Source organism: Amycolatopsis sp. FU40, from assembly GCF_021903635.1.
Taxonomy (GTDB): domain Bacteria; phylum Actinomycetota; class Actinomycetes; order Mycobacteriales; family Pseudonocardiaceae; genus Amycolatopsis; species Amycolatopsis dendrobii.
The window spans coordinates 1403171-1426932 of record NZ_CP091381.1 but is presented as its reverse complement, the minus strand read 5'-3'; the positions used below and the strand labels follow the sequence as shown (position 1 = coordinate 1426932).

Below are 23762 nucleotides of genomic sequence, written 5' to 3'. Positions count from 1 at the left end.
GTCCTCTCCTTTCCTTGCGGTTCAAGCGGTCGCCCGGCGGCTCGGCCGCTTGGCCAATTCCTCCACCGCGGCCACCACTTCGGCCGGGTCGATGCCGTCCAGGCACGGGTGCCCGGGGACCGGACAGGTCCGGGCGCGGCTTCCCCGGCACGGCGCGTGCTGGTCGCCGAGCAATGCCGCCGGGACCCCGAACGGAGCCCAGCGCGCGGCGGGAACCACCGGCGCGAACAGCGACACCACCGGGGTTCCGACCGCCGCCGCCAGGTGCGCTGGGCCGGTGTTCGGGGCGACGACGGCCTCGGCGCCGGCGAGTACCGCGGCCAGTTCGAGCAGGGTCGTGCGGCCGCTCAGGTCGACGTCGGCGGTGCTCCCCTCCGGTTTCGCGCCGGTCACGACAACCCGGTGTCCTGCCTGGACGAGCGCGTCCACCATTCGTCCGCTGTGGACCGAAGAGGGGCTGCGCGCCGGGACCGAGGCTGCCGGGTGCACCACGACGTAGTCGCCGATTCCGGTCAGCGCCGAGACCTCCGGCAGCGGGCCGCGGATCGCGAGCCGCCCGTCGTCGCCAGGAGGCAGCGAGCACCCGGCGGCTCGGGCGAGCGACAGCATCCGCAGCGCTTCCGGCGGATCGCCCGGTACGCGGTGGCGCAGGTCGAGCAGGCTGCCCGGGTAGTCGTCGCAGATCGCGCCGATCCACGGCACCCCGGCCAGGCGCAGCACCAACGCGAGCGGCAATGGCGACTGGTGGAACGAGGTGAACACGAAAGCCGCGTCGAAGCCGGTCAGCTGGTCAGCGAGGGCGTCGATCGACGGGCGGGTCAGCGGCGGCGGTTCGGGGTCGATCCACGGCGCGCGGAAGACCTGCACCTCGTCCACGCCGGGCAGCAGTTCCCCGGCAGCGGCGCCGTGCGGCCCGGCCAGCAGCGTGACGTGCTCGGCCCGCGCGGCGACCGCCCGGATCGCCGGACCGGCCAGCAGGACGTCGCCGAGATTGTCCTGCCGGGCCACGACCACGCGCTTCACGTGCCGACTCCGGCTTGGCGCAACGCATCCGCGAGATCTCGCGCCACCAGCGCTTCCCGGCGCGCGCGGTCGATCTCGGCGGGCAGGGTGCGGGCGGTCGGGACCAGCACGGCGCGCGCTCCGGCCGCGAGCCCGGCTTCGACGTCCGCGCCAGTATCGCCGATGACGACGCAGCGCGAGGGGTCGACCGACAGTTCTTTCGCCGCCCGCCGGACGAGTTCCGGAGACGGTTTGCGGCAGCCGCAGCCGTCGTCGGCGTCGTGCGGGCAGACCTGCCAGGTGCCGAATTCGCCGAACAGCTCGTCCACGCGAGCGTTCACCGCGGTCAGTTGAACCGGTTCGATCAGTCCTTTCGCGACTCCGGACTGATTGCTCACCACGCCTACCCGGACGCCCTTCCGCCGGAGTTGCCGCACGAGGCCGACCGCTCCGTCGACCGGCCGGACCTGTTCTGGATCGGCCAGATACGGGATGTCGTGGATCAGCGTGTCGTCGCGGTCGAACAGCACGGCCTGCGGGGCCAGCGAACGGCGGGCGGCGATTTCCCCGCGCAGCCGGTGATAGCAGGCGGCGGGCGGGATCAGCGCGCTCGTCACGAGCATGCGCGCGATCTCGCCGGGCGCGGCCGGCCCGGAACGGATGCGTTGTGCGGCAAAAGCGCCGGTCAGCCCAGCCCAAGCCACCAGGGCGACGCGACGTTTCCGGGGCGCGAGCGCGGCGACGGCGGCGGTGGCGACGGTCAGTGCGTGGCGTCCCAGCATTCCGCTGCCAGCGCCGGTTCGCTGCCGCCACAGGACGCCGTGTTTGTACCGCATTCGCGCGTTGTCCGCGTTGCCCCGCTGGGCTTTCACGCTGGCGAAGAACCCCGAACGGCGCGCCGGATGGGTCGTGACGCGCTCGCCGCGCTCGATGCGGTGTCCGTTGAGCACGACGCGCAGGGCCAGGTCGGAGTCTTCCCGGAACGCGCGCGGGAATCGCTCGTCGAAACCGCCGGACTCGACCAGTGCCGAACGCCGGTAGGCCATGTCCGCGGTGATCCAGCGCGCCGTTTCCAGCCCGGCGGTGCCGCGTTCGTCGTCGGTGGGTTTCCGGTTGCCCGGCAACGGAACCACGATCCTGGCCTGCGACGCGGCGGCCTCCGGCGGCAGCCGGGCGAGGTCGGCGACCAGCCGGGCGGGCCAGTCGGCGGCGAGGACCACGTCGTCGTCCACGAAGGCGATCCAGTCCGATTTCGCCGCGCGCCAGCCGACATTCCGCGCGGCCGCCGGGCCCCGCCCGTACGACCGCAGCACCCGGACGCCCTCGGGCGTCTCCAGCGCGGTCCCTTGTGGACGGTCGTCGACCACGATCACCTCGGCCGGGCCGGGGCCCTTGGCGGCGCCGAGCGTGTCCAGCAGGGTCCGCAGCGCGGGGCGGCCGGTCGTCGGGATCACCACGGCGTAGTCCGGGAAAGTGTTCACCCGCGCCGGTTTACCCCGCATCGGCGCAGGCAAACGGAACGTATGACAGTGCGTGCGCCGGGGTACCCGCAGCGCGACCGACCTACAGGAGGTGCGATGACCACGCTCGACGACCGGGCCGCCACGCTCGCGATCACCGACCCGGCCGACGGGAGCCCGGTCGGCGCGGTCCCGATGGCCAGCCCGGACGAACTCGACGCCGCGCTCGGCCTCGCGCATCGGGCGCAGCCGGGCTGGGACCGGACGCCTGCCGCCGAACGCGGTGCGGCCCTGCGCTCCGCCGCCGACCGGCTGCGCGCGCACGCCGACGACCTGGCCGAGCTCAACCAGCGCGAAACCGGCCGTCCGCTCGAGGAAGCCAAGGCCGGGGTGCTCGCCGGGGCCGGAACCCTCGGCCAGTACGCCGAACTGGGTCCGGTGCATCGCGGCCGCAGCCTGCTCGGGGACTTCGCCGCCACCGATCTGATGGTCCCGGAGCCGCGCGGAGTGGTGGTCGCGCTGACTCCGTGGAACGACCCGGTCGCCGTGTCGTGCGGGCTCATCGGCGCGGCTGTGGTCACCGGGAACACTGTTGTGCACAAGCCCAGCGAACGGTGTCCGCACACCGGAACGCTGTTCGGCGAGGTTCTTGCCGGAGTTTTCCCCGAAGGCGTGCTGCAGACCGTCCACGGAGACGGCCGGATCGGCGCGGTGCTGGCCGCGCGCAGCGATGTGGACGTTCTCGCGCACGTCGGCAGCACCGCCACCGGCCGGTCGATCGCGGCGAGCGCGGCGGCGACCGGGGCGAAGGCGCTGCTGGAGAACGGCGGCAACGACCCGCTCGTGGTGGACGAGGACGTTGACCCGCGCTGGGCCGCTGAGCAGGCCGCGCTCGGGGCGTTCGCGAATTCCGGGCAGATTTGCGTTGCGGTGGAACGAATCTACGTGCACCGCACGACAGCCGAGGCATTCACCGAAGCGCTCGCCGGAATCGCCCGAGGGCAGACGCTTGCCCCGCTGGTGGACACCCGGCACCGCGACCACGTGCATTCCCACGTCGAGAACGCCGTAGCACTGGGCGCCGAAATTCGCGCCGGCGGCCAGATTCCGGCCGGACCGGGCGCGCATTACCCGGCGACCGTCCTCACCGGATGCACCAGCCAGATGCGCGTGCTGCGCGAGGAAACCTTCGGCCCGGTCGCGCCGGTGTGCGTGGTGGATTCCTTCGAACACGGGCTGGCCGAGGCCGCCAACGACGATTACGGGCTCGCCGCGACCGTGCTCACCGCGTCGATGGAGCACGCACAGCACGCGTGGCGGGAGCTGGCGGTCGGAACGGTCAAGGTCAACGCTGTTTTCGGCGGCGCCCCCGGCGGGGCGGCCCATCCGCAGCGCGGAAGCGGTTCGGGCTATGGCTACGGACCTGAACTGCTCGACGAGATGACGCAGACGAAGCTCGTCCACCTGGGCGCGCCCGTACGCGCGTGACGCCCGAACTCGACCGCACGCCGCTGGGCTGGGCGGCCCGCGCGATCCGCGTCCCCGGCAGCGAGCGGCGCACCGTGCTGCAGGCCGCCAAGGCGACCGTCGCCGCCGTGGCGGCCTGGCTGCTGGCCACCCGGGTGATCGGGCTTTCCCAGCCGTTTCTCGCGCCCTACGCGGCGATCTTCCTGGTGGAAGCGACCGTCTACCGGAGCCTGCTCGGCTGGGCGCAGCAAGTCGGCTCGGTGACGCTCGGGGTGCTGCTCGCCGCCGGGGTCGCGCAGGTGGTGCCGGAACAGACGGTGACGCTGGCGATCGTCGTCTTCGCCGGGTTGCTGGTGGGCTCGTGGCGGCGGTTCGGCGGGTCCGGCGTGTGGGTCGGGGTGACCGGGATGCTGCTGGTCACCTACGGGACCGCGCGAAGTTCGGAACTGCTCGGCGACCGGCTGCTGGAGACCGCCCTCGGCGCCGCGATCGGGCTGGCGGTGAACGTAGTGATTTTCCCGCCGCTGTACGGGGAACGCGTCGCCGCTGCCGCCGATCGGCTCGCCTCCGCGCTCGCCGGGCTGCTGGAAGACACCGCCGAGCTGGTACGGACCGACGAACCGCCGGAGAACCTGGACGAATGGCTCGGCCGGGTCAGCGACGTGCGCAGCCTCGCACGAGCGGCTGAGGACGCGTCCGGGCTCACCCGGGAAGGCCGGTTTCTCAACCTGCGCAAGCGAAGCCGGCATTCCGGGACGCAGCACGAGGCCTCGCTGCGGACGCTCGGAGCGTTGTGGCCGCCGGTAGAGCAGCTGGTCGAGGCGGTGCGCACGACGTCGGAGGGACGGGAGCCGTTCGTCTATCCGTGGCCGAAGGCGCGGGACGCGCTCGCTGACCTGTTGCTGGAGCTCGCCACGGCAGTGCGGGACACCGCGGTTCCCGGGCGCGCGGCGGATCTGGAGCGCTGCCGGTCGCTGGTGTGCCAGGTCGAGGACCGGCTGGTCTCCTCCGACGACGGGGTGACGGCGACGCTCGGGCTGGGCGCGATGGCGTTGCCGGTCCGCCGGCTGCTGCGGCAGCTGGACCAGCACTGATCGACCCGGCGCAGGACACGGCCGAACTGTCCGCCGCGATGGCGGTGCCCGGATTGACCCGCCCCTAGGCGGGTACCCGGGCCCGATGACTTCCCGACGGATCGCAGTGACCGGCGCGACCGGCAACATCGGCACCGCGGCAGTGCGCGCGTTGGCGGCCGACCCCGACGTCGAGGCGATCACCGGCCTCGAACGGCGTCCGGCGGGTGTTCCGCCGCCCAAGACGGAGTACGTCGGCGCCGACGTGGCGCACGACGAGCTGGCTCCCGTCCTGCGCGACGTCGACACGGTGGTCCACCTGGCGTGGCTTTTCCAGCCGACCCGTCGCCCGGACCGCACGTGGGAGACGAACGTCCGCGGCTCGCTCCGGCTGTTCGAGGCCGCCGCGGCCGCCGGGGTGCCGACGCTGGTCGTGGCGTCCTCGGTCGGGGCCTACTCCCCCGCCGCCGACGACCGTCCGGTCAGCGAGGACTACCCGACGCACGGCTGGCCAGGCGCCGCCTATCCACGCGAAAAGGCTTACGTGGAAAGGCTTCTGGACTCCTTCGAACGGGCCCATCCGGAGATCCGCGTGGTACGGGTCCGGCCCGGGTTCGTTTTCCAGCGCACGGCGTCCACCGAGCAGCGGCGGTTGTTCGCCGGGCCGTTCGTGCCCGGCAGCCTCCTCCGGCCCGGACTGGTGCCGATCGTGCCGGACATCCCGGGGCTGCGATTCCAGGTCGTGCACGCGGACGACCTCGCCGACGCCATCCGGCGCTGTGTGCTGCGGCCGGTTTCGGGTGCGTTCAACATCGCGACCGACCCGGTGGTCGACCCGCGGCTGCTCGCTCGGCTGCTGCGCGCACGCCGGGTGCCGGTCCCGGCCGGGCTGGTCAAACCCGCGCTCGCAGCGGCCTGGCGCTTGCACCTGGTGCCCGCGACGCCCGGCCTCTTCGACACGGTGCTGCGGCTGCCGGTGATGGACACGTCGCGAGCGCGGTCCGAGCTGGAATGGCAGCCGGAGTGGTCGGCGGAGGCGACCGTGCGGGAGTTCCTGCACGGCTTGCGCCGCGGGCAGGGCGGGGCTACTCCGCCGCTGGCTCCGGACGAGCATCGGAGGCACGAGGTCGCGACGGGAGTCGGACAGCGGCCGTGAGGGGAACCCTCAGGCGATCTGATTCCCTCACGCACCCCCGCCGCGGTGGCGCGAAGGCGACCGATCCGCGCCACGCCAGCCAGCCCGTCACGAAGCCGGGTACTGCTGCTTCCCCAGCACCTCGGCCAGATGCACCGCGTTCCGGACCAGCGTGGCGTTCGTCGAGGCGACCGCCTCGGGAGTCTCGTCCAGATCCTGGTAGTCGCCGCCCTTCATCGCTTCCCCGTTCCAGTACGTGCCGCCCTGGGCCGGGATGGTGAAGCCGATGTCGTTGAGCGACTGGAACAGATCCGCGGTGATCTTGTGCGCCCCGTCCTCGTTGCCGACCACCGCGACGACCCCGACCTTGCCGAACATCCCGGGGCGGCCCTCGTCGTCGGTCTCGGACTGTTCGGCGTTCAGCCGTTCCACGACCCGCTGCGCGACGCTCGACATGTGGCCGACCCAGGTCGGCGTCGAGATCAGCACGATGTCCGCGGCCGCGACCTTGCGCCGGATCTCCGGCCACGCGTCGCCGTCGCCCATGTCCGCCTTGATCCCGGGGCGCACGTCATGGTCGGCCACCCGGACCAGTTCGCCGGTCGCCCCCCGCTCCGCGAACAGGTCGAGCAGCTGCCGGGCGATCAGGTCGCTGCTGGAGCGGTCCGGCGAGCGCTTGAGGGTGCAGCCTAGGGCGAGAACACGCATCAGGAACCTCCACGGGGGTGCCGACGCCGATCCGGGCGAACCCGGCCTCGGCGAGAGTGCCCGGATCGAGCACATTGCGGGTGTCGACCACGACCGGCCGGTCCGCCGCTTCGGCGAGCCGCCGCCAGTCGAGGTCGCGGAACTCCGGCCATTCGGTGAGAACAGCCAGCGCGGCCGCGTCTTTCGCGACCAGATAGGGATCGTCCACGACGGTCCCTCCGTCCATTTCGGACTGGACAGCCGGGTCGTACGCGGTGACCTCGGCGCCTTGCCGGACCAGTTCGGCCGCGACCGCGACCGCCGGGGAATCGCGCACATCGCCGGTGCCCGCCTTGAACGCCAGGCCCAGCACGCCGATCCGGACGCCGTCCAGCGAACCGTCCGGACGCCCGGTCGCCGCCGTCCGGATCGCGCGGACCATTCGCGTGCGCTGCCGGGTGTTCACCCGCACCGCGTCGCGAAGCAGCCCGAACTCGACGCCTGCCGAATCCGCCGCCCGCAACAGCGCGCTGGCGTCCTTGGGCAGGCAGGACCCGCCCCAGCCTGGGCCGGGGGCCAGGAAATGCGGCCCGATCCGCGGATCGAGGCCCATCACCGCGGACACGTCGCGGACGTCCGCGCCGCACTGTTCGCACAGTTCGGCCAGCGTGTTCGCGTACGACGCCTTCACCGCGAGAAATCCGTTGCTGGCGTACTTGGCCAGCTCGGCGCTCGCGCTGCTCGTGCGCACGACCCTGGCTCCGGTCGGCGCGTAGAGCCGCGCGACCCGGTCCGCGGCGAGCGAATCCGGCGGATCAGCACCGACGACAACGCGGTCCGGGCACCGGAAGTCATGCACGACATGGCCTTCGCGCAGGAACTCCGGGTTGCTGACCACCGGAAGGTCAGGGCGGCCGAGATACTCCGGAACGCGCTGGGCGGTCCCGACCGGCACGGTCGATTTCGTCACCACGATCGTGCCGGACGCGAGCACTCGGCCGAGGTCGCCTAGAGCGCCGCGGAGCGCACGCAGATCCGGGGTGCCGTCTTCGCCGGGCGGCGTCGGCAAGCACAGGAACACCATCGTCGACCCGGCGACCGCGGCGAAGTCGCCGGAGAAGGCCAGTGTGCCCTCCCTGAGCCCTTCGGCAACGAGCTCGGCCAGTCCCGGCTCGGCGAGGTCGACTTCCCCAGTCCGCAGCCGGGAAACCTTGGCCTCGTCAATGTCCACAGCGGACACTTGATTGCCCATCGCGGCGAAGCACGCCGCCGTCGTCAGCCCGACGTAGCCCGCTCCGAGGACACCGATCCGCTCAGCCATGCGACACCCCTTGGCGCAGCACCGACTGGGCCGCCGCCAGCACGCGATCGGGGCTCAGCAGCAGCAATCCGGCGTCCGGTTCGGTGCCGTGCGGGTCGCCGACGTCTCCTACCCACAGCACGACGTGCTGCGGAGCGTCCGGCGGCGGGCCCCAGCACCGGGGCGGCGTCGGGCCGAAGAGCAGGACCGACGGCGTGCCGAAAGCGGTCGAGAGGTGACCGACGCCGGTGTCACCGCACACCACCAGCGCCGCTTCGGCCACGAGCGCGGCCAGTTCGGCCAGCCCGGTCCGGCCGGCGAGCACCGCCTCCGGGCCCAGTCCGGCGAGCGTCGCGACCTCCTCCGCCAGTCCGCGTTCGGCCGCCGCGCCGGTGAGCACCACGCGCTGCCCGGCCGCGGCCAGGTCGCGCGCCACTTCCGCGAACCTCTCCGGCGGCCAGCGCCGGGCGGGAAACGCCGCGCCGGGGTGCACCACGACGGCCCCCGGCGCCGGACTCGGTCCGGGCGGCGGGGAAATCCGCAGGTCCCGGCGGTCGGCGGAGCACTGGCCGTATTCGACCAGCCGGCACCAGCGGTCGACCTCGTGGATGCCCGGCGTCCAGTCCAGGCCCGGGATCTCCGGGACCGCCGGGTTCCGGTGCGTGAGCAGCGCGTCCGGCAGGACGGCCGTCAGGTCGCGGATGCTCTCCGGGCCGTTGCCGTGCAGATTCACCGCCAGCCGCGGGGGCGGACCCGGCCAGTGCAGCGCGCCGAGGCCGGGGGTGGGGAGCAGTTCGTCCACCGCGTCGACCAGTTCGACCAGGTCCCGCAGCCATTCGGGGGCGGCCAGCACGAGGCGCTCTTCCGGGTGCGCCTGGCGCAGGCCGCGCAGCGCCGGGACCGCGGTGAGCAGGTCGCCGATTCCGAGGGCGCGCAGAGCCAGGACGCTCATGGCCACGATCCCTCTTCCGAAGCGCACACCACGAGCTCCCGCACCTCCGCGTCCGGCGGCTGGCCGAGCGCGAACGCGATCGTTCCGGCGACGTGTTCCGGCCGGTTCAGCTTCGCGTCGGCTGGCGGGCGGTACTGCTCCGTCCGGTCGTCGAAGAAGCGAGTCCACATGCCGCCCGGCACCAGCAGCGTCACCCCGACCCGGCCCGCGAGCTCCGCGGCCAGCGCCCGCGTGAAACCGACGACGCCGAATTTCGAGGCGCAGTAGGCGGTCGCGTCGCTGACGGCCTTGATACCGAGCGTCGAGGACACGGTGACGATCCGGCCGTGGGACTGCTCCAAATACGGCAGCGCGGCCCGCACCACGGCGACGGTGCCCAGGAGGTTCACGTGCGCAACCCGCTCCCAGTCCTTCGCCGGCACCTCGCCGAGCGGACCGCACGCGTCGATCCCCGCGGCGGTCACCACCCCGTCGAGCCCGCCCGCCCGTTCGGCCACCTCGCGTACGGCTTGCTCGGCCGCAGCGGAGTCGGCGAGGTCGACTCGCACGAATTCCGCCCCGTCGGCGGGCCGGGCGCGGTCGAGCACCCACGGGGTGCCGCCTTCCGCGCGGACCGCTTCGGCCGTCGCCGCGCCGAGACCGGACGCGCCGCCGGTGATCAGGACATTGCCAAGAGAACGCATCAGACTCCCTCGAAGATTCACTGGCCCGCCGCGGCGGCGACCAGCCTCGTCGTCGAATAGCCGGGCAGGGTCGGCACCAGCACGACCTCGCCGCCGTACCGCTCGACCACCGTCCGTTCGGGCAGCTCCGCCTCGGCGTAGTCGCCGCCCTTCACCCAGACGTCCGGCCGCAGCCGCTCCAGGATCGCGACCGGGGACGATTCGTCGAAAACCACGACCGCGTCCACAACGGACAGCGCGGTCAGCAGACGGGCCCGGTCCGGCGCGGACAGCAGCGGACGTCCCGGGCCTTTCAACCGGCGCACGGAACTGTCCGAATTCACGCACACCACGAGTGCGCCGCCGAGAGCGCGCGCCTGGCGCAGCAGGCTGACGTGCCCGGGGTGCAGGAGGTCGAAACAGCCGCCGGTCGCGACGAGCCGCCAGCCCGCCGCGCGGACTCGTTCCGCTACCGCAAAGGCATTTCCCGCCGAGTAATCCTTTGGGTCCGCAATGGACACCCGGCCTTCCTCGACGGACAGTGCGCTGGCCCCGCCCGCGGCGACGAACCGAGCTGCCGCCTCGACCGCGACGCGCACGGCCTCGGCAACCGCGGCGCCGTCGAGCAATCCGGCCGCCGCGGCCGCCGCGAACCGGTCGCCCGCGCCGCAGGTGTCCGTCGCGCTGCCGCTGACTTGCGCGCCTTCCGGCACCGAAATCCGCCGCACCGACTTGCCGTCGTCCACCAACGCACCCCGGGAACCGATGGTCACGGCGACCGCGTCGGCGTGCCAGCGTTCCCGCAGCAGACCGGGCAGCTCCAGCGCGTCCGGCACCGCCGCGGTCGCCTCACTGGCGTTCGGCGTGACCAGGCGCGTTCCCGGCACCGGCTCGGCCCCGCGCGGATGCGGGTCCCACACCACCGGGATCTCGGCCGCCAGTTCGGTCAGCACCTCCCGCAGCCGCGGGTTCCGCGTGACGCCCCGGCCGTAGTCGGCCACCAGGATCGCCCCGGCGCTCCGCAACGCGCGCTCCGCCCGGTCCGGCAAGCCCTCGGCGGACGCGGTTCCTTCGCCGGAATCCAAGCGCACCAACGATTGCCCGGCCGCGCGAATCCGGGTCTTCGACACGGTGGCGCCTTCCAGCGGGACCGGCACCAGGGTCACTTCCGGTTCGAGCAGACCGGCGAGCGTGCGGGCGGAACGATCGTCGCCGAGCGCGGTCACGAGGACCACTTCAGCGGCCGACCGGGCCGCCAGCAGCGCGGCGAGACCCGCTCCGCCGGCACGCAGCCACCGGCTCGTCACGTCGACGACCGGGACCGGCGCGTCCGGGCAGAGCCGTTCCGCGACGCCCTCGGCGTCCACGTCGAGGAACACGTCGCCGACCACCACCAGCGGCTTCACGCGGGCACTCCGAGCGCGTCGTCCAAGGCTTCGCACAGTGCGTGCACCAGCGCCAGATGCAATTCCTGCACCGTCGCCACGCTCGGCGCGTCGACCGCCACCGCGTCGTCGCACAGCGCGGCGAGCGGATTCGGCGCCGGTCCGGTGAACGCCCAGGTCGTCACGCCCATCTCGTGGGCCGTTTTCGCCGCCGCGACGACGTTTTGGCTGGTGCCGCTGGTCGACAGGCAGACGAGCACGTCGCCCGGCCGTCCGTGTGCGCGGACCTGGCGGGCGAACAGTTCGGCTTCGTCGTAGTCGTTGCCGATCGCGGTCAGCGCCGAGGTGTCGGCGTGCAGCGCGATCGCCGACAGCGGACGGCGCTCGCGGCGAAACCGGCCTACCAGCTCGCCGGTCAAGTGCTGGGCCTCGGCGGCGCTCCCGCCGTTGCCGCACGCGAGCAACCGCCCGCCGTTCTCGAAAACAGTGGCCAGGTACCTGCCCCACGCGGCAATGCGCGGGGTGGCGAAACGCAATCGCTGCGCGGCCGAACACAAGTCGGCGAAGTGGTCTGCCATGACGGCACCTCCTCGAAAAGTCAGCGGTCCCGGTGACGCCGGACCAGGAACGGTCCCAACGCCAGAACGTCCACCGGAGCCGAACCGAAACACTCCAACGCGTCGCGCGGAGAATCGGCCATCGGCCGCCCCGCGGTATTCAGGCTCGTGTTGACGACGACCGGAAGACCGGTCCGGTCCGCGAACCCGGAAAGCATCCGGGCGGTCCGCGGGTCGTCTGCCGGGTCGACCGTCTGCACCCTGGCGGTACCGTCCACATGGGTCACCGCGGGCAGCCGGTCGCGCCACGCTTCGGCGACGTCGTGCACGAAAAGCATGTAGGGACTGGGGAACGGGCCGCGCGAGAAGATCTCCTCCGCGCGGTCGGCGAGCACCATCGGGGCCACTGGGCGGAATTGCTCGCGGCCCTTCACGTCGTTGAGCCGCTCCAGGTTGCCGGCGCGGCCGGGGTGCGCGAGCAGCGACCGGTGCCCGAGCGCGCGCGGGCCGAATTCGGCGCGGCCTTGGAACCAGGCCACGATCCGGTCGTCCGCGAGTGCCCCGGCCACCGCGTCCGAAACGTCATCCGGACGTTCGTAGTCCAGTTTCGCCTTCTGCAGAATGGATTCCAGCTCTTCGTCAGTCCATTCGCGACCGAGGGCGGCGTCGGACATCGGTTCGATCCGCTCGCCCGCGTCGGCCGCCAGCTGAAGGGCGGCTCCGAGCGCGGTTCCGGCGTCTCCGGCGGCAGGCTGAATCCAGACCGCCTCGAAGGGGCTTTCCGCGTGCAGCCGCGTGTTGGCGACACAGTTGAGCGCGATCCCGCCGGCAAGGGTCAACGTGCGTTGCCCTGTCCGCTCGTGCAGCCAGCGAGCGAGGTCGAGGAGCACTTCCTCCAGGACTCTTTGGACGCTGGACGCGAGATCGGCGTGCCGTTGCGCCGGTTCCTCGCCAGGAGAGCACCGCGGGGCGAGTGCGGCCCAGTCGATCGGCTCGGTGCGAAATCCCCCGTCCCCGGTCACGTAGACGCGCTCGCGGAGGTAGTCGAGATGCACTGGTCCGCCATAGGAAGCCAGCGCCATGACTTTGTACTCGTCGCTCGACCGCGCGAATCCCAGGTGCTCGGTAAGGTCCTCGTAGAACAGCCCCAGCGAGTGCGGAAGCTTTTGCGCGGCAAGTTCCTTGAACCGTCCGTCGCGATACTCGCCAGCCAGGTACGACGTGCTTTCACCGCGCCCGTCGGCCACCAAGACCGCTGAATCGCCCGGCGGCCCGGCGAGCGCGGCCGACGCGGCGTGCGCGACGTGGTGCCGGACGAACCGGACCTTCCGCCGGTCCAATCCGGGCAGTTCGCTGGCGAGGAATTTCGGGGCGCGGCGGGCGAGTTCGGTGCGCAGTTCCTCGCCGCTGGGGTCGTGTCCGGCGAGGCCGGGTTCGACCAGGTCCGGATCGTAGGAAAAGCCGACCGCGTCGAGGTCGGCCGCGGTGAGCCCGGCCCGCTCCAGGCACCAGCGGGCGGCCTGCCCCGGCTGTTCCCACGCCGAAAACGGCACCGCCTGTTTGCCGTGCTTGCGCCGGCTGAACCGCTCTTCCTCGGCCGCCGCGACGATCCGTCCGTCGACGACGAGCGCGGCGGCGGGGTCGTGGAACACCGCGTTGATTCCCAGGAAGCGCACCCGCTCACCCCTTCGCTCCGGCGCGGACCCCGGTGGTCCGCTGTCCCGGGAGCACTACCCGGCGAAGTCGGGGATAAACGAATCGGCCGGAAAAGCCCAGGACGTCGCTACTCCCCGAAGCGACGCCCGGTTACGCGGCAGCTGCCTGCTTCCTGGAAAACCACTCGACGGTCCGCCGCAGCCCTTCCCCCGCAACGACTCGCGGCGCCCAGCCGAGCGCCCGGCGCGCGAGCGAAACGTCCGGGCACCGCCGCCGCGGATCGTCCACCGCCGGGTCGGCATGCACGATCCGCGAGGAAGATCCGGTGATCGCGATCACCTGCTCCGCGATCTCCCGCACCGAAAGCTCGTGGGGGTTGCCGATATTGACCGGCCCGGAATGGTCCGACCGTGCCAGCGCGAGCAATCCTTCGACGGTGTCGTCCACAAAGCACAACGACCGCGTCTGCCGCCCGTTGCCTTCGACGGTGAGCGGTTCGCCCGCGAGCGCACTGGTGATGAACGACGGCACCATCCGCCCGTCGTCCGAGCGCATGCCGGGGCCGTAGGTGTTGAAGATGCGCGCGATCCCGGTGTTCGCGCCTTCGCCGCGTCGCATCGCGCTGGTCAGCGCTTCGGCGTAACGCTTGGCCTCGTCGTACACGCTGCGCGGGCCGATCGGATTCACATTGCCCCAGTAGGTTTCCCGCTGCGGATGCTCCAGCGGATCGCCGTACACCTCGCTGGTCGACGCGAGAACGAACCGCGCCCCGCGCGCCGCGGCGAGAGCGTTCTCGGTGCCTGCCGACCCCACGCGCAGCGTCTCGAGCGGCAGCCGGAAGTAGTCCTTGGGAGACGCTGGCGAGGCCAGGTGGAACACCACGTCCACGGCCCCGGGCACCGGGATCGGCTTGGTCACGTCGTGCTCCAGCAACTGGAACCGCGGATGCCCGGCGACAGCGTCGAGCGCGCCGGGGCGGGCTGTGGCGAGATTGTCCACCGCGGTGACTCTCGCGCCTTCTTCGAGCAGCTTCGCGCACAGTCGCGCGCCTACGAATCCGGCTCCGCCGGTGACTACCGCGTGAGAGAAAACCATGCCGCGCCGGATACCCGCACAGCGCCGCGTTAACCTCCGCGACTCTCGGGTAACCGCCGGGCATGCGAGTACTCCTGACCGGCTGGGCGAGTTTCCGGCACGGCGAGGCCACCGCGGGCGACGTGCTGAGTTTACGCGCGGTGAGCGACGTCCTGACCCAAGCCGGGGTCGACCACCTGACCGTGTGGAGCCCCGCGTTCCGCCCCGAGGGCCCGCACCTGGCCGACGCCCCGCCGGACGCCTTCACCCACGTCGTCTTCGCCTGCGGCCCGTTGCGCGGCACGCAGCTCGAAGACCTCCATCGCCGTTACCCGCGATGCCGGCGGCTGGCTATCGGCGTGTCCGTGCCCGATCCGGCGGACCCCGCGGTCGCCGGGTTCGACGTGGTGCTCGCCCGGGACGACGGCGACGCCTGCGCTGCCGACCTTTCCTTCGCCGCACGGGTCGAATCGCCGCCGGTCGTCGGCGTGGTGCTCGCGCCCGGCCAACCCGAGTACGGCGCGGACCGGCGGCACGACACGGTGCACGCGACGCTGACCGGATGGCTGCGCGACCTCGACTGCGGCCGCGTCCCGCTCGACACCCGCCTCGCCACCGACGACTGGCGCCACTGCGCGACGCCGGACCAGTTCGTGAGCACGCTGTCGCGATTGGACGTCCTGGTCAGCACCCGGCTGCACGGACTCGCCCTCGGCCTGAAGGCCGGTGTCCCGGTGCTCGCCGTCGACCCCGTCGCGCACGGCGGGAAAGTCACCGCACAGGCGCACGCGCTGCGCTGGCCCGCCGTCCTGCCCGCGAACGCCGCGCGGGCCGACCTGGACAAGTGGTTCGAGTGGTGCTGCTCCGCCGAAGCGCGTGCCCGTGCCGCCGCGGAACACCCGTTCCCCGGGCCGCTGGCCGAACTCGTGGGCGCGCTCAAGGAAACGCCGTGAACCGGACGACCGTCGTCGTGGCCACCCGCAACCGGGCCGGGGAATTGGCGCGCACCCTGACCCAGCTGTCCACAATGGACCCGCCACCGCCGGTGATCGTCCTGGACAACGGCTCGACGGACGACACAGCTGGACTCGCCGCTTCCTTCGAGCAGGTGCGGGTGATCCGCAGCCCGCACAATCACGGTGCCGCGGCGCGCAACCAGGGCGTCATCGCCGCCCGGACGCCGTATGTCGCGTTCAGCGACGACGACTCCTGGTGGGCCCCGGACGCACTCCCCCGAGCAGAAAAGCTCTTCGACGTCCACCCGCGGCTCGGCCTCCTCGCCGGACGGACCTTGGTCGGTCCGGAAGAACGGGAGGACCCCATCACCCCGGCCCTCGCGCACAGCCCGCTGGGAACTCCGCCGGACGCGCCCGGCCCGCTCGTGCTCGGGTTCCTCGCCTGCTCCGCGATCGTGCGGCGGTCAGCTTTTCTGCAGGTCGGCGGGTTCAACCCGATGCTGCACTTCGGCGCCGAGGAACAGCTGCTGTCCTACGACCTCGCCGCGGCCGGTTGGCTGCTCTGCTACGCGGAAGACGTGGTGGCGCACCATCATCCGTCGCCGTCGCGACCGTCGCCGGGCTGGCGGCGACGTGCCGAAACCCGCAACCAACTGCTCATCGGCTGGCAACGACGACCAGCCGGCGTCTGCGCGAACCACCTCCGGCGGTTGCTGGCCCGCGCCCCGCGAGAACCGGGGCTGCTCGCCGCGCTGGCCGCCGCCGCGGTCCGGCTGCCGCCTGCGCTGGCCCGCCGCCGCGTGCTCCCCGCCGCCGTCGAACGACAAGCCCGGCTGACGGAAGGATGACCATGGACCGGACGTCCGTTGTGGTGATCACGCACAACCGCCGCGAACAGCTGCGGGAAACCCTCAAGCACCTGGTCGCGCTGCCGGAACAGCCGCCGATCTTCGTGGTGGACAACGCGTCCGCCGACGGCACCGCCGACCTCGTCGCCGCCGAGTTCCCCGAGTTGCGGCTGATCAGGCTCAACCGGAACCTCGGCGCGGTCGGCCGCAACATCGCGGTCCGCGAGGTGACGACGCCGTATGTGGCGTTCTGCGACGACGACACCGCCTGGCAGCCCGGCGCCCTCGCCCGCGCGGCCGAGGTGCTGGACGCGCATCCCGGCCTCGGTTCGGTGACCGGACGCTGCCTGGTCGAACCGGATCTGCGGGAGGACCCGATCACGCCGGAGCTGCGGTATTCGCCGGTGCCCGGCCCGGACTGGCTGCCCGGACCGGCGCTGCTCGGCGTGATGGCCGGGTTGACGATGTTCCGCGTGCGGGCTTTCCGCGACGTGGGCGGCTTCTCCTCGCGGATGTGGCTCGGCGGGGAGGAGGAACTGCTCGCGCTCGACCTCGCCGCGCTCGGCTGGCGGATGTGCTGGCGGGAGGACGTCGTGATCCACCACGCCCCGTCGAAACTGCGCGATCCGCGCCGGCGGCGAGGGCTGGGAATCCGGAACACCCTGTGGACGTTGATGTTGCGCCGCCCGTGGCGTTCGGTGTTCCGCCGGGGAGCCGCGGTGCTGGCTTCCGCGCCCCGGGACCGGACGACGGCCGCCGCGGTAGCCGAGTGCCTGCGCGGCCTTCCTTGGGTGCTCCGCGAGCGGGCCGTGGTTCCCGCCGAGGTCGAGCACGGACTGCGGCTGCTGGAAGAACCACAGCGCAACTCGGCCGCGCGCCGGTACACCGGATAGCGGTCAGCGTGCGGTAGCCCAGCCGGATTCGCGCACGGGCATGGCTTTCTCGTACGCGCGCACAGTCTCCGCCGCGATCCGGTCCCATGAGTACCGCGCCCGGACCCGTTCCTGCCCGGCGGTTCCCAGTGCCTCCAGCTCCGCGGGTTCGTCCAGCAACGCCCGCAACCTCGCCGCCAGCCGGGCCGGGTCGCGCGGCGGCACCAAGCGTCCGGTGATCCCGTCCACCACCGTGTCCGTCAAGCCGCCGACCGCGGCGGCCACCACCGGCACCCCGCACGCCATCGCTTCCAGCGGAACGATCCCGAACGGCTCGTACCAAGGCGTGCAGAGCACCGCGTCCGCCGAACGCAGCAAGGCCGGCATCTCAGCGCGGCTCACCTGGCCTGCCAGCCGCACCCGGTCCGCCACCCCGAGCCGTTCCGCGAGCCGCCGCAGCCGCTGAGCTTCGGGGTCCTGGGAAAGCGCTCCGGAAGCCGGTCCGCCCGCGATCACCAGCTCGGTCTCCGGCACCCGCGGCAACGCGGCGATGGCCAGGTCGAACCCCTTGCGCGGCACCAACCTGCCCACCGAAACCAGCCGCTTCGGCGCGGTCCGCGGCTGCACCGGCCCGCCGGTCCCGAACCGGTCCAGGTCGACCCCGCACGGGACCACCGAGATCCGCTGTCGCGGGACCCCTTGCCGCGCCAGTTCGAAGACCTCGTCCGAACAGGTCGCGACGATCCGGTCGACCTGCTTGCCGACCATCCGCTCCAGCCGCATCCGGTCCGGCGGGCTCGTGTCGGCGTCCCCCTGATGCCGCCGTTTCACCACGCCCAGCGCGTGAAACGTCTGCGCCGTCGGCACCCCGGCCTCGCGCGCGGCGAGAACCGTTGCCACGCCGGACATCCAGAAGTGCGCGTGCGCCACGTCCGGCGGCTCCTCGGTCCAGCGGTCGCGCAGCCAGCTGCCGAATTCCCCCATGTGCGGCAAAAGTTCGTCCTTCGGCAGGCGGCGCGCCGGGCCGGCCGGAACATGCACCACGCGGTAGCCAGCCGGCGTTTCCACTGTGCCGGGCGCGTCCGGGTTGTCGCGGCGCGTGTAGACAGTCACGTCGTGGCCGCTCCGCACGAGTGCCGCGGAAAGGTCGGCCACGTGGACGTTCTGCCCGCCCGCGTCCTCCTCCCCCAGCGCGGCGAGCGGACTGGCGTGTTCGGACGCCATCGAGATCCTCATCAGACTCCTTCCGCAGCGGGGACGGTTTCGGTGAGCAGGCGGTCCCAGCGCGACAGGAACGCGTCGAGACCGAAATGCGCCAGCGCGTGCTCGCGGGCCGCCTTCCCGGCCAGCACGGCGAAATCCGGTTCGTGCACCAGTTCGCGGAACCGCCGCGCGAGCACTTCGATGTCGGCGGAGCACACCCCGGCGTCCGGGGGCACGGCGGCAGGCGCTTCCGTCGAGGCGACCGCGACGACCGGCATCCCCAAGTGCATCGCTTCCAGCAGCGACAGCCCGAGCGACGTCCAGCGCGCGGTGTGCAGATACACGCGGTGCCGGGCCAGCTCGTCGTGCAGCCGCGGCGGACGCACGTCGCCCTGTCCGCCGGGCAGCCCGTCGGTGCCCATGCCGAAGACGTTCACCGGCGCGATTTCGCGGAACGCGGGCAGCAGATCGGCCCCGGTCACGCGGGCGCGGCGGCGCGGTTCGTTGATCATCGCCGCGCCCGCGGGCAGCTCGCCGGTGTAGCGCTCGCCCGGGTCCGGAATGCCGTGCGGAATGACGGCCACCGGCGCGATCCCGTTGTCCCACATGAGCGCGTTGTACGAGGTGACGTGCACGATCGGCACCTCGTCCTGTCCCGCCATCGGATGCCGGGACACCGCGGCGCCGTGCCGCGGCGCGTTGTGCTCGACGTACACCATCGGCACCCGCGAACCCAGCTGCGGCCGCACGAACGCGGCTTCCTCCGGCCGCTGGAGCACGACCACGTCCGGCTGAGCGTCCGCGAGCCGGTCGACGGGAACCTCGGTCACCCCGGGCCAGTCCCGCCCCGCCCGGCCCAGTCCCCACGGCGCTCCTTCCGGGCTCGCCGGGACGAAGTACTCGTGCGGGCCGCGGACGAACGCGTCGGTCCACGAGCCGTGCACGTGCCAGAGCAAGATCCTCATGGGCCTTGGCTTAGCCGCGCGGATCCGACGTTAAACCAGGCGGACCACTGGGTACCCGGGTCAGCTTTCGCCCGCGGGAATCGACGCCCGCTTCGACCGGCCCGCTGTTCGTGCGGGAAACCCTGACGGACTCCGCATCCCTCAGGGCTCCCCGCACGTACCGCGGACGCGGTGCCGGTCAGGTCTCGCCGCGGAAGTTGTCGCCCAGCTGGGGATGGCCGCGCTTCGAACGGCCCTCCTCGTCCTCCAGCGGGCTCTCCGGGTCCGGCCGCCGGGGCACCCGCTCCTCGTCGACCTGGGTGCGGCGCGGATTCGCCGTCTCCCGCTCCGGGCGGCGTTCGTCAGTCATGCCGCCTCCAGCACCGTCTTCAGCCAGCCGTCCTCGCGCCGGTCGAACGACTCGTACGCCTCGATCGCCGCCGCCGGTTCCTCGCGGCGCGTGATGAACGCGGTCGGGTCGACGACGTCCGTGCGCACCAGGTCCAGCAGTTCCGGCAGGTAGCGGCGGTGGTTGCAGTTGCCGAGGCGAACGGTCAGGTTCTTGTTCATCGCGGTCCCGAACGGGAAGCCCTCGAACCCCGGCGGGTACACCCCGATCACCCCGATGCTGCCCGCCTTGGCGACCGCGTCCACGGCCCAGCGCGCGGCCTGGCTCGGCGCGTCCCCGGGAACCCACAGGTCGCCGTCCGGCGAGGCGTCCGGCGCGACCTCGGCGCGTTCCTGCTCGAACCGGCCGGTGTCCGCCGGCGCCGCGGGGCCGGTCTTCGGCCGTTCCGCGTCCACGCCGACCGCGTCGATCACCCGGTCCACGCCGATCCCGCCGGTGAGTTCGCGGACCAGTGCGACCGGGTCGTCCTCGTTGAAGTTGATCGTCTCGGCGTTCTGTTCGCGCGCTTTGTCCAGGCGAGACGCGATGCCGTCGACCGCGAACACCCGGCCGGCGCCCTGCCGTTTCGCCGAGGCGATCGCGAACTGGCCGACCGCCCCGGCGCCGAGCACCAGCACGCTGTCCCCGCGGCTGACCTCGGCCAGCCGGGCGCCGAACCACGCGGTCGGGAAGATGTCGGACAGCAGGATCGCGCGGTCGTCGCTCACCGCGTCCGGGATGCGGACCAGCGAGGTCATCGCGAACGGGACCCGCGCGTACTCCGCCTGCAGCCCGTCGACCGAGCCGGTGGCTTCCGGACCGCCGAAGAAGCAGGTCCCGGCGGACGGGCCGTTCGGGTTCGCACGATCGCATTGCGCGTAGTAGCCGGCGCGGCAGTAGGAACACGTGCCGCACGAGACGGTCGACGGGATCACCACGCGGTCGCCGGGCGAGAACCCGCGCACCGCGGGACCGACCTCTTCGACCACGCCCACCGCCTCGTGCCCGAGCACGGTCCCTTCGGCCATCCCGGGCATGGTTCCGCGCACCAGGTGCAGGTCGGTGCCGCAGATCGCGCTGCGGGTGATCCGCACGATCGCGTCGCTGGGTTCGAGAATCTTCGGGTCGGGCACCTCGTCGAGCCGGATGTCCCCGGTTCCGTGCCACACCACAGCCTTCACTTCGTTCCTCCTCACGTCACCAGTCCGGGCGGCGGACCGCGGGAAGCCGGTCGAGCGTCGTCGCCACGGCCGCGGCGACCCGCGGTTCGGTCAGCGGAGCGCCGGCCGGGCCGTGCGGGAGCACCTCGACCTCGACCCCGGCCTCGCGGGCCGACGCGACGCGTGCGCCGTGCGCGGCGAACCACTCGCGGGACGCGCGGCCGTTGCCGTCCGGATCGGGCCCGACGAGCAGGACCGACCGCACCGCGTCCGGGTACCGCTCGGCCAGCCGCAACGCGACCGGCACCAATTGGCCCCCCGCCAGCACATCGGCCAGCGGCTTGGCGCCCGCGGCCTCTTCGAGCAGCGCGGGCGCCCGGCCCGGCGGACAGGGCACAATCCGGTGCTCCGGTGCGGCCTGCCCCCAGCCGGGCGGGACCTCGGCTTTCGCGGCTTCGTCCAGGACTACGAGCATCCGGTCAGTCATCTGCGCCTCCTCCCGGCGGCGTACCCGAGGTCTCGCGGGCGAAACCCGGAGTTTGGCCGCCGCCTGCCGGGGTATCCGGGCGAGTCGGCCGACAGAGGGAGACAGGGTGCGGGACGGAATCGCCGAACCATGGGGCACGCGCACGCCGTACGGTCCGGGCGAGGACTGGCCGGTGCGCGTCGACAGCCATCTCGCTTACGGCGTGACGGCAGGCGACGTCGACCGCTGGGTCCGCACCGCCGCGGTCCTGCATTCCAACGGTGACGGCCTCGACATCGCGGTGAAGGACGGCCGGATCGCCGGCGTCCGCGGCCGGGCCGACGATCGCGTCAACCGCGGACGGCTCGATCCCAAGGATCTCTTCGGCTGGCAGGCCAACAACGCACCGGACCGGTTGCGTACGCCGCTGGTGCGCGACAACGGCGTGCTCCGCGAGTCCACTTGGGACGAAGCGATGGACCGGATCGTCCAGCGCAGCCGCGCATTGCTCGACACCGAAGGCCCCAGCTCGCTCGGCTTCTACACCAGCGGACAGCTCTTCGCCGAGGAGTACTACACGCTGGCCGCGATCGCCCGCGGCGCGCTCGGCACCAACCACCTCGACGGCAACACGCGGTTGTGCACCGCGACCGCGGGCGAATCGCTCAAGGAGAGCTTCGGCTGCGACGGCCAGCCGTCCTCCTACACCGACATCGACCACGCCGACGTCATCGCGCTGTTCGGGCACAACGTCGCCGCGACGCAACCGGTTCTGTGGTCCCGCATCCTCGACCGGCTCGCCGGTCCGCAGCCGCCGCGCCTGCTCTGCGTCGATCCTCGGAAAACCCCGGTCGCGGAAGCCGCTGAGCTGCATCTGGCCCCGCTGCCCGGCACGAATGTCGCGCTGATGAACGGAATCCTGCACGAGGTCATCCACCACGGCTGGTGCGACAAGGCTTGGACAGACGAGCACACCGTGGGCTACGACGATCTCGTCAAGGTCGTCCGCGACTATCCGCCCGAGCGCGCGGCGTCGATCTGCGGGGTCGCGGCAGCCGAGATCCGTTCCGCGGCAAGGCTGGTCGGGACAACCAACCGGCTCTTGTGCACGGTGCTGCAGGGGTTTTACCAATCGCACCAGGCGACCGCCGCCGCGGTGCAGGTGAACAACCTCGTGCTGCTGCGCGGAATGCTGGGCAAACCAGGCTGCGGCGTCCTGCAGATGAACGGCCAGCCGACCGCCGAGAACACCCGTGAATGCGGTGCCGACGGCGATCTCACCGGATTCCGGAACTGGAACAACGACGCGCATGTGGCGCAGCTGGCCGAACTGTGGAACGTGCCGATGGAGCAGATCCCGCACGACGGCCCGCCGACCCACCTGATGAAGATGCTCGACCTCGCCGAGAGCGGCGACCTGCGGTTCTGGTGGATCTCCGCGACCAACCCGGCGGTGTCGCTGCCCGAACTCGCGCGGGTGCGGAAGATTCTCGGCCAGGACAGCCTTTTCCTCGTCGTGCAGGACGCGTTCCCGACGGAAACCACGGAATTCGCCGACGTCGTGCTGCCCGCGGCGATGTGGGGCGAGAAAACCGGAACGTTCACGAACGCCGATCGCACCGTGCATCTGTCCGAGAAGGCGGTCGATCCGCCCGGGCAAGCGCGACCGGACCTGGACATATTCCTCGACTATGCCCGCCGAATGGACCTGCGCGACCGTGACGGCGCCGCCTTCCCGCCCTGGCACGACGCGGAATCTGCGTACGCAGCTTGGCAAAAGGCGTCCGCCGGACGGCCGTGTGACTACAGTGGACTGTCCTATGAGAAGCTCCGCGTGATCAGCGGGGTGCAGTGGCCGGTCGACGAAGCGCATCCGGACGGCGCCGAACGCCTTTACGCGGACGGCAAGTTCTTCGCCGATCCGGATTACTGCGAGGAATACGGCAAGGATCTGCACACCGGCGAGCCAGTCGAGCCGGAGGAATACCGCGAGTACAACCCGCACGGCAAAGCCATGCTCAAGCCCGCGGAATACCTGGTGCCGACCGAACCGCCGAGCGCCGGCTACCCGTTCGCGCTGATCACCGGGCGGACGCTGTACCACTTCCACACCCGCACGAAGACCGGCCGCGCACCGCAGCTGGAAACCGCGGCCCCCGAAGTCTGGGCCGAACTGTCCTGCCGGGACGCCGAGCGAGCCGGGATCGCCGAGGGCGACCTGCTCGAGATCCGCACGCCGCGCGGGCGTGTCCGCGCCAAGGCACGCCCGTGCGGCATCCGCGAAGGGGTCCTGTTCCTGCCATTCCACTACGGCTACTGGGACACCGCCGACCCGAGCGGCGAGGACGGCGTCCGCGCGGCCAACGAGCTGACCATCACGGACTGGGATCCGGTATCGAAGCAGCCGCTGTTCAAGACGGCCGCCGCGGCGCTGCGCAAGGTCTCCGACGGAACCCCGAAGGAAACCATCGCGCTCGGCGACCGGGCGGTGTCCGAACAGCTCGTCGACTGACCC

General features: G+C 72.1%; 22 protein-coding genes. 7 read left to right on the top strand and 15 right to left on the bottom strand.

Annotated features, from left to right (window positions below; genetic code table 11):
* Positions 1–21: 21 nt before the first annotated feature.
* Together L3Q65_RS07870 and L3Q65_RS07865 are read right to left on the bottom strand one after the other, a co-directional pair.
* Complete coding sequence (locus L3Q65_RS07870) at positions 22–1023, bottom strand: glycosyltransferase family 9 protein (RefSeq protein ID WP_237599206.1); 1002 nt, start codon at positions 1021–1023, stop codon at positions 22–24.
* Complete coding sequence (locus L3Q65_RS07865) at positions 1020–2504, bottom strand: HAD-IIIA family hydrolase (RefSeq protein WP_237599205.1); 1485 nt, start codon at positions 2502–2504, stop codon at positions 1020–1022. Before L3Q65_RS07865 ends, L3Q65_RS07870 begins: the two co-directional genes overlap by 4 nt.
* Positions 2505–2579: 75 nt before the next feature.
* Between L3Q65_RS07865 and L3Q65_RS07860 the strand changes: the two genes are divergently transcribed.
* The 3 genes from L3Q65_RS07860 (at position 2580) to L3Q65_RS07850 (ending at position 6158) form a co-directional block, all read left to right on the top strand.
* Positions 2580–3950: an aldehyde dehydrogenase gene (locus tag L3Q65_RS07860; protein ID WP_237599204.1), complete on the top strand. Its 1371-nt coding sequence runs from the start codon at positions 2580–2582 to the stop codon at positions 3948–3950.
* Complete coding sequence (locus L3Q65_RS07855) at positions 3947–5023, top strand: aromatic acid exporter family protein (RefSeq protein ID WP_182891630.1); 1077 nt, start codon at positions 3947–3949, stop codon at positions 5021–5023. Before L3Q65_RS07860 ends, L3Q65_RS07855 begins: the two co-directional genes overlap by 4 nt.
* Before the next feature lie 85 nt (positions 5024–5108).
* On the top strand, positions 5109–6158 hold the full coding sequence (locus L3Q65_RS07850) for an NAD-dependent epimerase/dehydratase family protein (protein WP_237599203.1): 1050 nt from the start codon (positions 5109–5111) through the stop codon (positions 6156–6158).
* 87 nt (positions 6159–6245) lie between these two features.
* On the opposite strand, the gene L3Q65_RS07845 is transcribed toward L3Q65_RS07850, so the two are convergent.
* The 8 genes from L3Q65_RS07845 to L3Q65_RS07810 form a co-directional block, all read right to left on the bottom strand.
* Positions 6246–6785: a flavodoxin family protein gene (locus tag L3Q65_RS07845; protein WP_237600861.1), complete on the bottom strand. Its 540-nt coding sequence runs from the start codon at positions 6783–6785 to the stop codon at positions 6246–6248.
* On the bottom strand, positions 6709–8145 hold the full coding sequence (locus tag L3Q65_RS07840; protein WP_237599202.1) for a UDP-glucose/GDP-mannose dehydrogenase family protein: 1437 nt from the start codon (positions 8143–8145) through the stop codon (positions 6709–6711). The genes L3Q65_RS07845 and L3Q65_RS07840 overlap by 77 nt, the downstream gene beginning before the upstream one ends.
* Complete coding sequence (locus L3Q65_RS07835; protein ID WP_237599201.1) at positions 8138–9076, bottom strand: glycosyltransferase family 9 protein; 939 nt, start codon at positions 9074–9076, stop codon at positions 8138–8140. Before L3Q65_RS07835 ends, L3Q65_RS07840 begins: the two co-directional genes overlap by 8 nt.
* Positions 9073–9759 carry an SDR family oxidoreductase gene (locus L3Q65_RS07830; RefSeq protein WP_182891634.1) on the bottom strand — a complete coding sequence of 229 codons (687 nt, stop codon included), beginning with the start codon at positions 9757–9759 and terminating at the stop codon, positions 9073–9075. Before L3Q65_RS07830 ends, L3Q65_RS07835 begins: the two co-directional genes overlap by 4 nt.
* Before the next feature lie 17 nt (positions 9760–9776).
* Positions 9777–11144, bottom strand: a complete 1368-nt coding sequence (locus L3Q65_RS07825; RefSeq protein ID WP_237599200.1) for a PfkB family carbohydrate kinase — start codon at positions 11142–11144, stop codon at positions 9777–9779.
* A complete protein-coding gene (locus L3Q65_RS07820; protein WP_182891636.1) occupies positions 11141–11701 on the bottom strand; it encodes an SIS domain-containing protein in 561 nt (186 codons plus the stop codon). The genes L3Q65_RS07825 and L3Q65_RS07820 overlap by 4 nt, the downstream gene beginning before the upstream one ends.
* Before the next feature lie 20 nt (positions 11702–11721).
* On the bottom strand, positions 11722–13356 hold the full coding sequence (locus L3Q65_RS07815; RefSeq protein WP_182891637.1) for a carbamoyltransferase C-terminal domain-containing protein: 1635 nt from the start codon (positions 13354–13356) through the stop codon (positions 11722–11724).
* Positions 13357–13486: 130 nt separating this feature from the next.
* Positions 13487–14431 (bottom strand): NAD-dependent epimerase/dehydratase family protein, encoded by a 945-nt coding sequence (locus tag L3Q65_RS07810; protein WP_182891638.1) that lies wholly within the window; start codon positions 14429–14431, stop codon positions 13487–13489.
* Positions 14432–14493: 62 nt separating this feature from the next.
* Between L3Q65_RS07810 and L3Q65_RS07805 the strand changes: the two genes are divergently transcribed.
* Genes L3Q65_RS07805 through L3Q65_RS07795 form a run of 3 tightly spaced genes read left to right on the top strand, consistent with a single transcriptional unit; the run spans position 14494 to position 17107 of the window.
* Positions 14494–15363, top strand: coding sequence for a polysaccharide pyruvyl transferase family protein (locus L3Q65_RS07805; RefSeq protein WP_182891639.1), 870 nt, complete (start codon positions 14494–14496; stop codon positions 15361–15363).
* A complete protein-coding gene (locus L3Q65_RS07800; RefSeq protein ID WP_237599199.1) occupies positions 15360–16214 on the top strand; it encodes a glycosyltransferase family 2 protein in 855 nt (284 codons plus the stop codon). The genes L3Q65_RS07805 and L3Q65_RS07800 overlap by 4 nt, the downstream gene beginning before the upstream one ends.
* A 2-nt stretch (positions 16215–16216) precedes the next feature.
* Positions 16217–17107 (top strand): glycosyltransferase family 2 protein, encoded by an 891-nt coding sequence (locus L3Q65_RS07795; protein ID WP_237599198.1) that lies wholly within the window; start codon positions 16217–16219, stop codon positions 17105–17107.
* Positions 17108–17110: 3 nt separating this feature from the next.
* Here L3Q65_RS07795 and L3Q65_RS07790 read toward each other — a convergent pair whose 3' ends face one another.
* From L3Q65_RS07790 to L3Q65_RS07770, 5 genes are all read right to left on the bottom strand, one after another.
* Positions 17111–18322, bottom strand: a complete 1212-nt coding sequence (locus L3Q65_RS07790; RefSeq protein ID WP_237599197.1) for a glycosyltransferase — start codon at positions 18320–18322, stop codon at positions 17111–17113.
* Positions 18322–19254, bottom strand: a complete 933-nt coding sequence (locus L3Q65_RS07785; protein WP_237599196.1) for a glycosyltransferase — start codon at positions 19252–19254, stop codon at positions 18322–18324. Before L3Q65_RS07785 ends, L3Q65_RS07790 begins: the two co-directional genes overlap by 1 nt.
* Positions 19255–19432: 178 nt before the next feature.
* Positions 19433–19603, bottom strand: coding sequence for a hypothetical protein (locus L3Q65_RS07780; protein ID WP_182891644.1), 171 nt, complete (start codon positions 19601–19603; stop codon positions 19433–19435).
* Positions 19600–20802, bottom strand: a complete 1203-nt coding sequence (locus L3Q65_RS07775) for a zinc-dependent alcohol dehydrogenase (RefSeq protein WP_182891645.1) — start codon at positions 20800–20802, stop codon at positions 19600–19602. Before L3Q65_RS07775 ends, L3Q65_RS07780 begins: the two co-directional genes overlap by 4 nt.
* Before the next feature lie 16 nt (positions 20803–20818).
* On the bottom strand, positions 20819–21268 hold the full coding sequence (locus L3Q65_RS07770) for a hypothetical protein (RefSeq protein ID WP_237599195.1): 450 nt from the start codon (positions 21266–21268) through the stop codon (positions 20819–20821).
* A 106-nt stretch (positions 21269–21374) separates the two neighbouring features.
* On the opposite strand from L3Q65_RS07770, the gene L3Q65_RS07765 reads away from it, so the two are divergent.
* A complete protein-coding gene (locus L3Q65_RS07765; protein ID WP_237599194.1) occupies positions 21375–23759 on the top strand; it encodes a molybdopterin oxidoreductase family protein in 2385 nt (794 codons plus the stop codon).
* The last annotated feature ends 3 nt before the right edge of the window (positions 23760–23762 follow it).

What these genes read in the sequence shown, in the direction of transcription:
- L3Q65_RS07865 (WP_237599205.1), bottom strand. Translation starts at nt 2,504, where the DNA reads ATGCGGGGTAAACCGGCGCGGGTGAACACTTTCCCGGACTACGCCGTG.
- L3Q65_RS07860 (WP_237599204.1), top strand. Translation starts at nt 2,580, where the DNA reads ATGACCACGCTCGACGACCGGGCCGCCACGCTCGCGATCACCGACCCG.
- L3Q65_RS07850 (WP_237599203.1), top strand. Translation starts at nt 5,109, where the DNA reads ATGACTTCCCGACGGATCGCAGTGACCGGCGCGACCGGCAACATCGGC.
- L3Q65_RS07840 (WP_237599202.1), bottom strand. Translation starts at nt 8,145, where the DNA reads ATGGCTGAGCGGATCGGTGTCCTCGGAGCGGGCTACGTCGGGCTGACG.
- L3Q65_RS07835 (WP_237599201.1), bottom strand. Translation starts at nt 9,076, where the DNA reads ATGAGCGTCCTGGCTCTGCGCGCCCTCGGAATCGGCGACCTGCTCACC.
- L3Q65_RS07830 (WP_182891634.1), bottom strand. Translation starts at nt 9,759, where the DNA reads ATGCGTTCTCTTGGCAATGTCCTGATCACCGGCGGCGCGTCCGGTCTC.
- L3Q65_RS07820 (WP_182891636.1), bottom strand. Translation starts at nt 11,701, where the DNA reads ATGGCAGACCACTTCGCCGACTTGTGTTCGGCCGCGCAGCGATTGCGT.
- L3Q65_RS07810 (WP_182891638.1), bottom strand. Translation starts at nt 14,431, where the DNA reads ATGGTTTTCTCTCACGCGGTAGTCACCGGCGGAGCCGGATTCGTAGGC.
- L3Q65_RS07805 (WP_182891639.1), top strand. Translation starts at nt 14,494, where the DNA reads ATGCGAGTACTCCTGACCGGCTGGGCGAGTTTCCGGCACGGCGAGGCC.
- L3Q65_RS07795 (WP_237599198.1), top strand. Translation starts at nt 16,217, where the DNA reads ATGGACCGGACGTCCGTTGTGGTGATCACGCACAACCGCCGCGAACAG.
- L3Q65_RS07790 (WP_237599197.1), bottom strand. Translation starts at nt 18,322, where the DNA reads ATGAGGATCTCGATGGCGTCCGAACACGCCAGTCCGCTCGCCGCGCTG.
- L3Q65_RS07785 (WP_237599196.1), bottom strand. Translation starts at nt 19,254, where the DNA reads ATGAGGATCTTGCTCTGGCACGTGCACGGCTCGTGGACCGACGCGTTC.
- L3Q65_RS07780 (WP_182891644.1), bottom strand. Translation starts at nt 19,603, where the DNA reads ATGACTGACGAACGCCGCCCGGAGCGGGAGACGGCGAATCCGCGCCGC.
- L3Q65_RS07770 (WP_237599195.1), bottom strand. Translation starts at nt 21,268, where the DNA reads ATGACTGACCGGATGCTCGTAGTCCTGGACGAAGCCGCGAAAGCCGAG.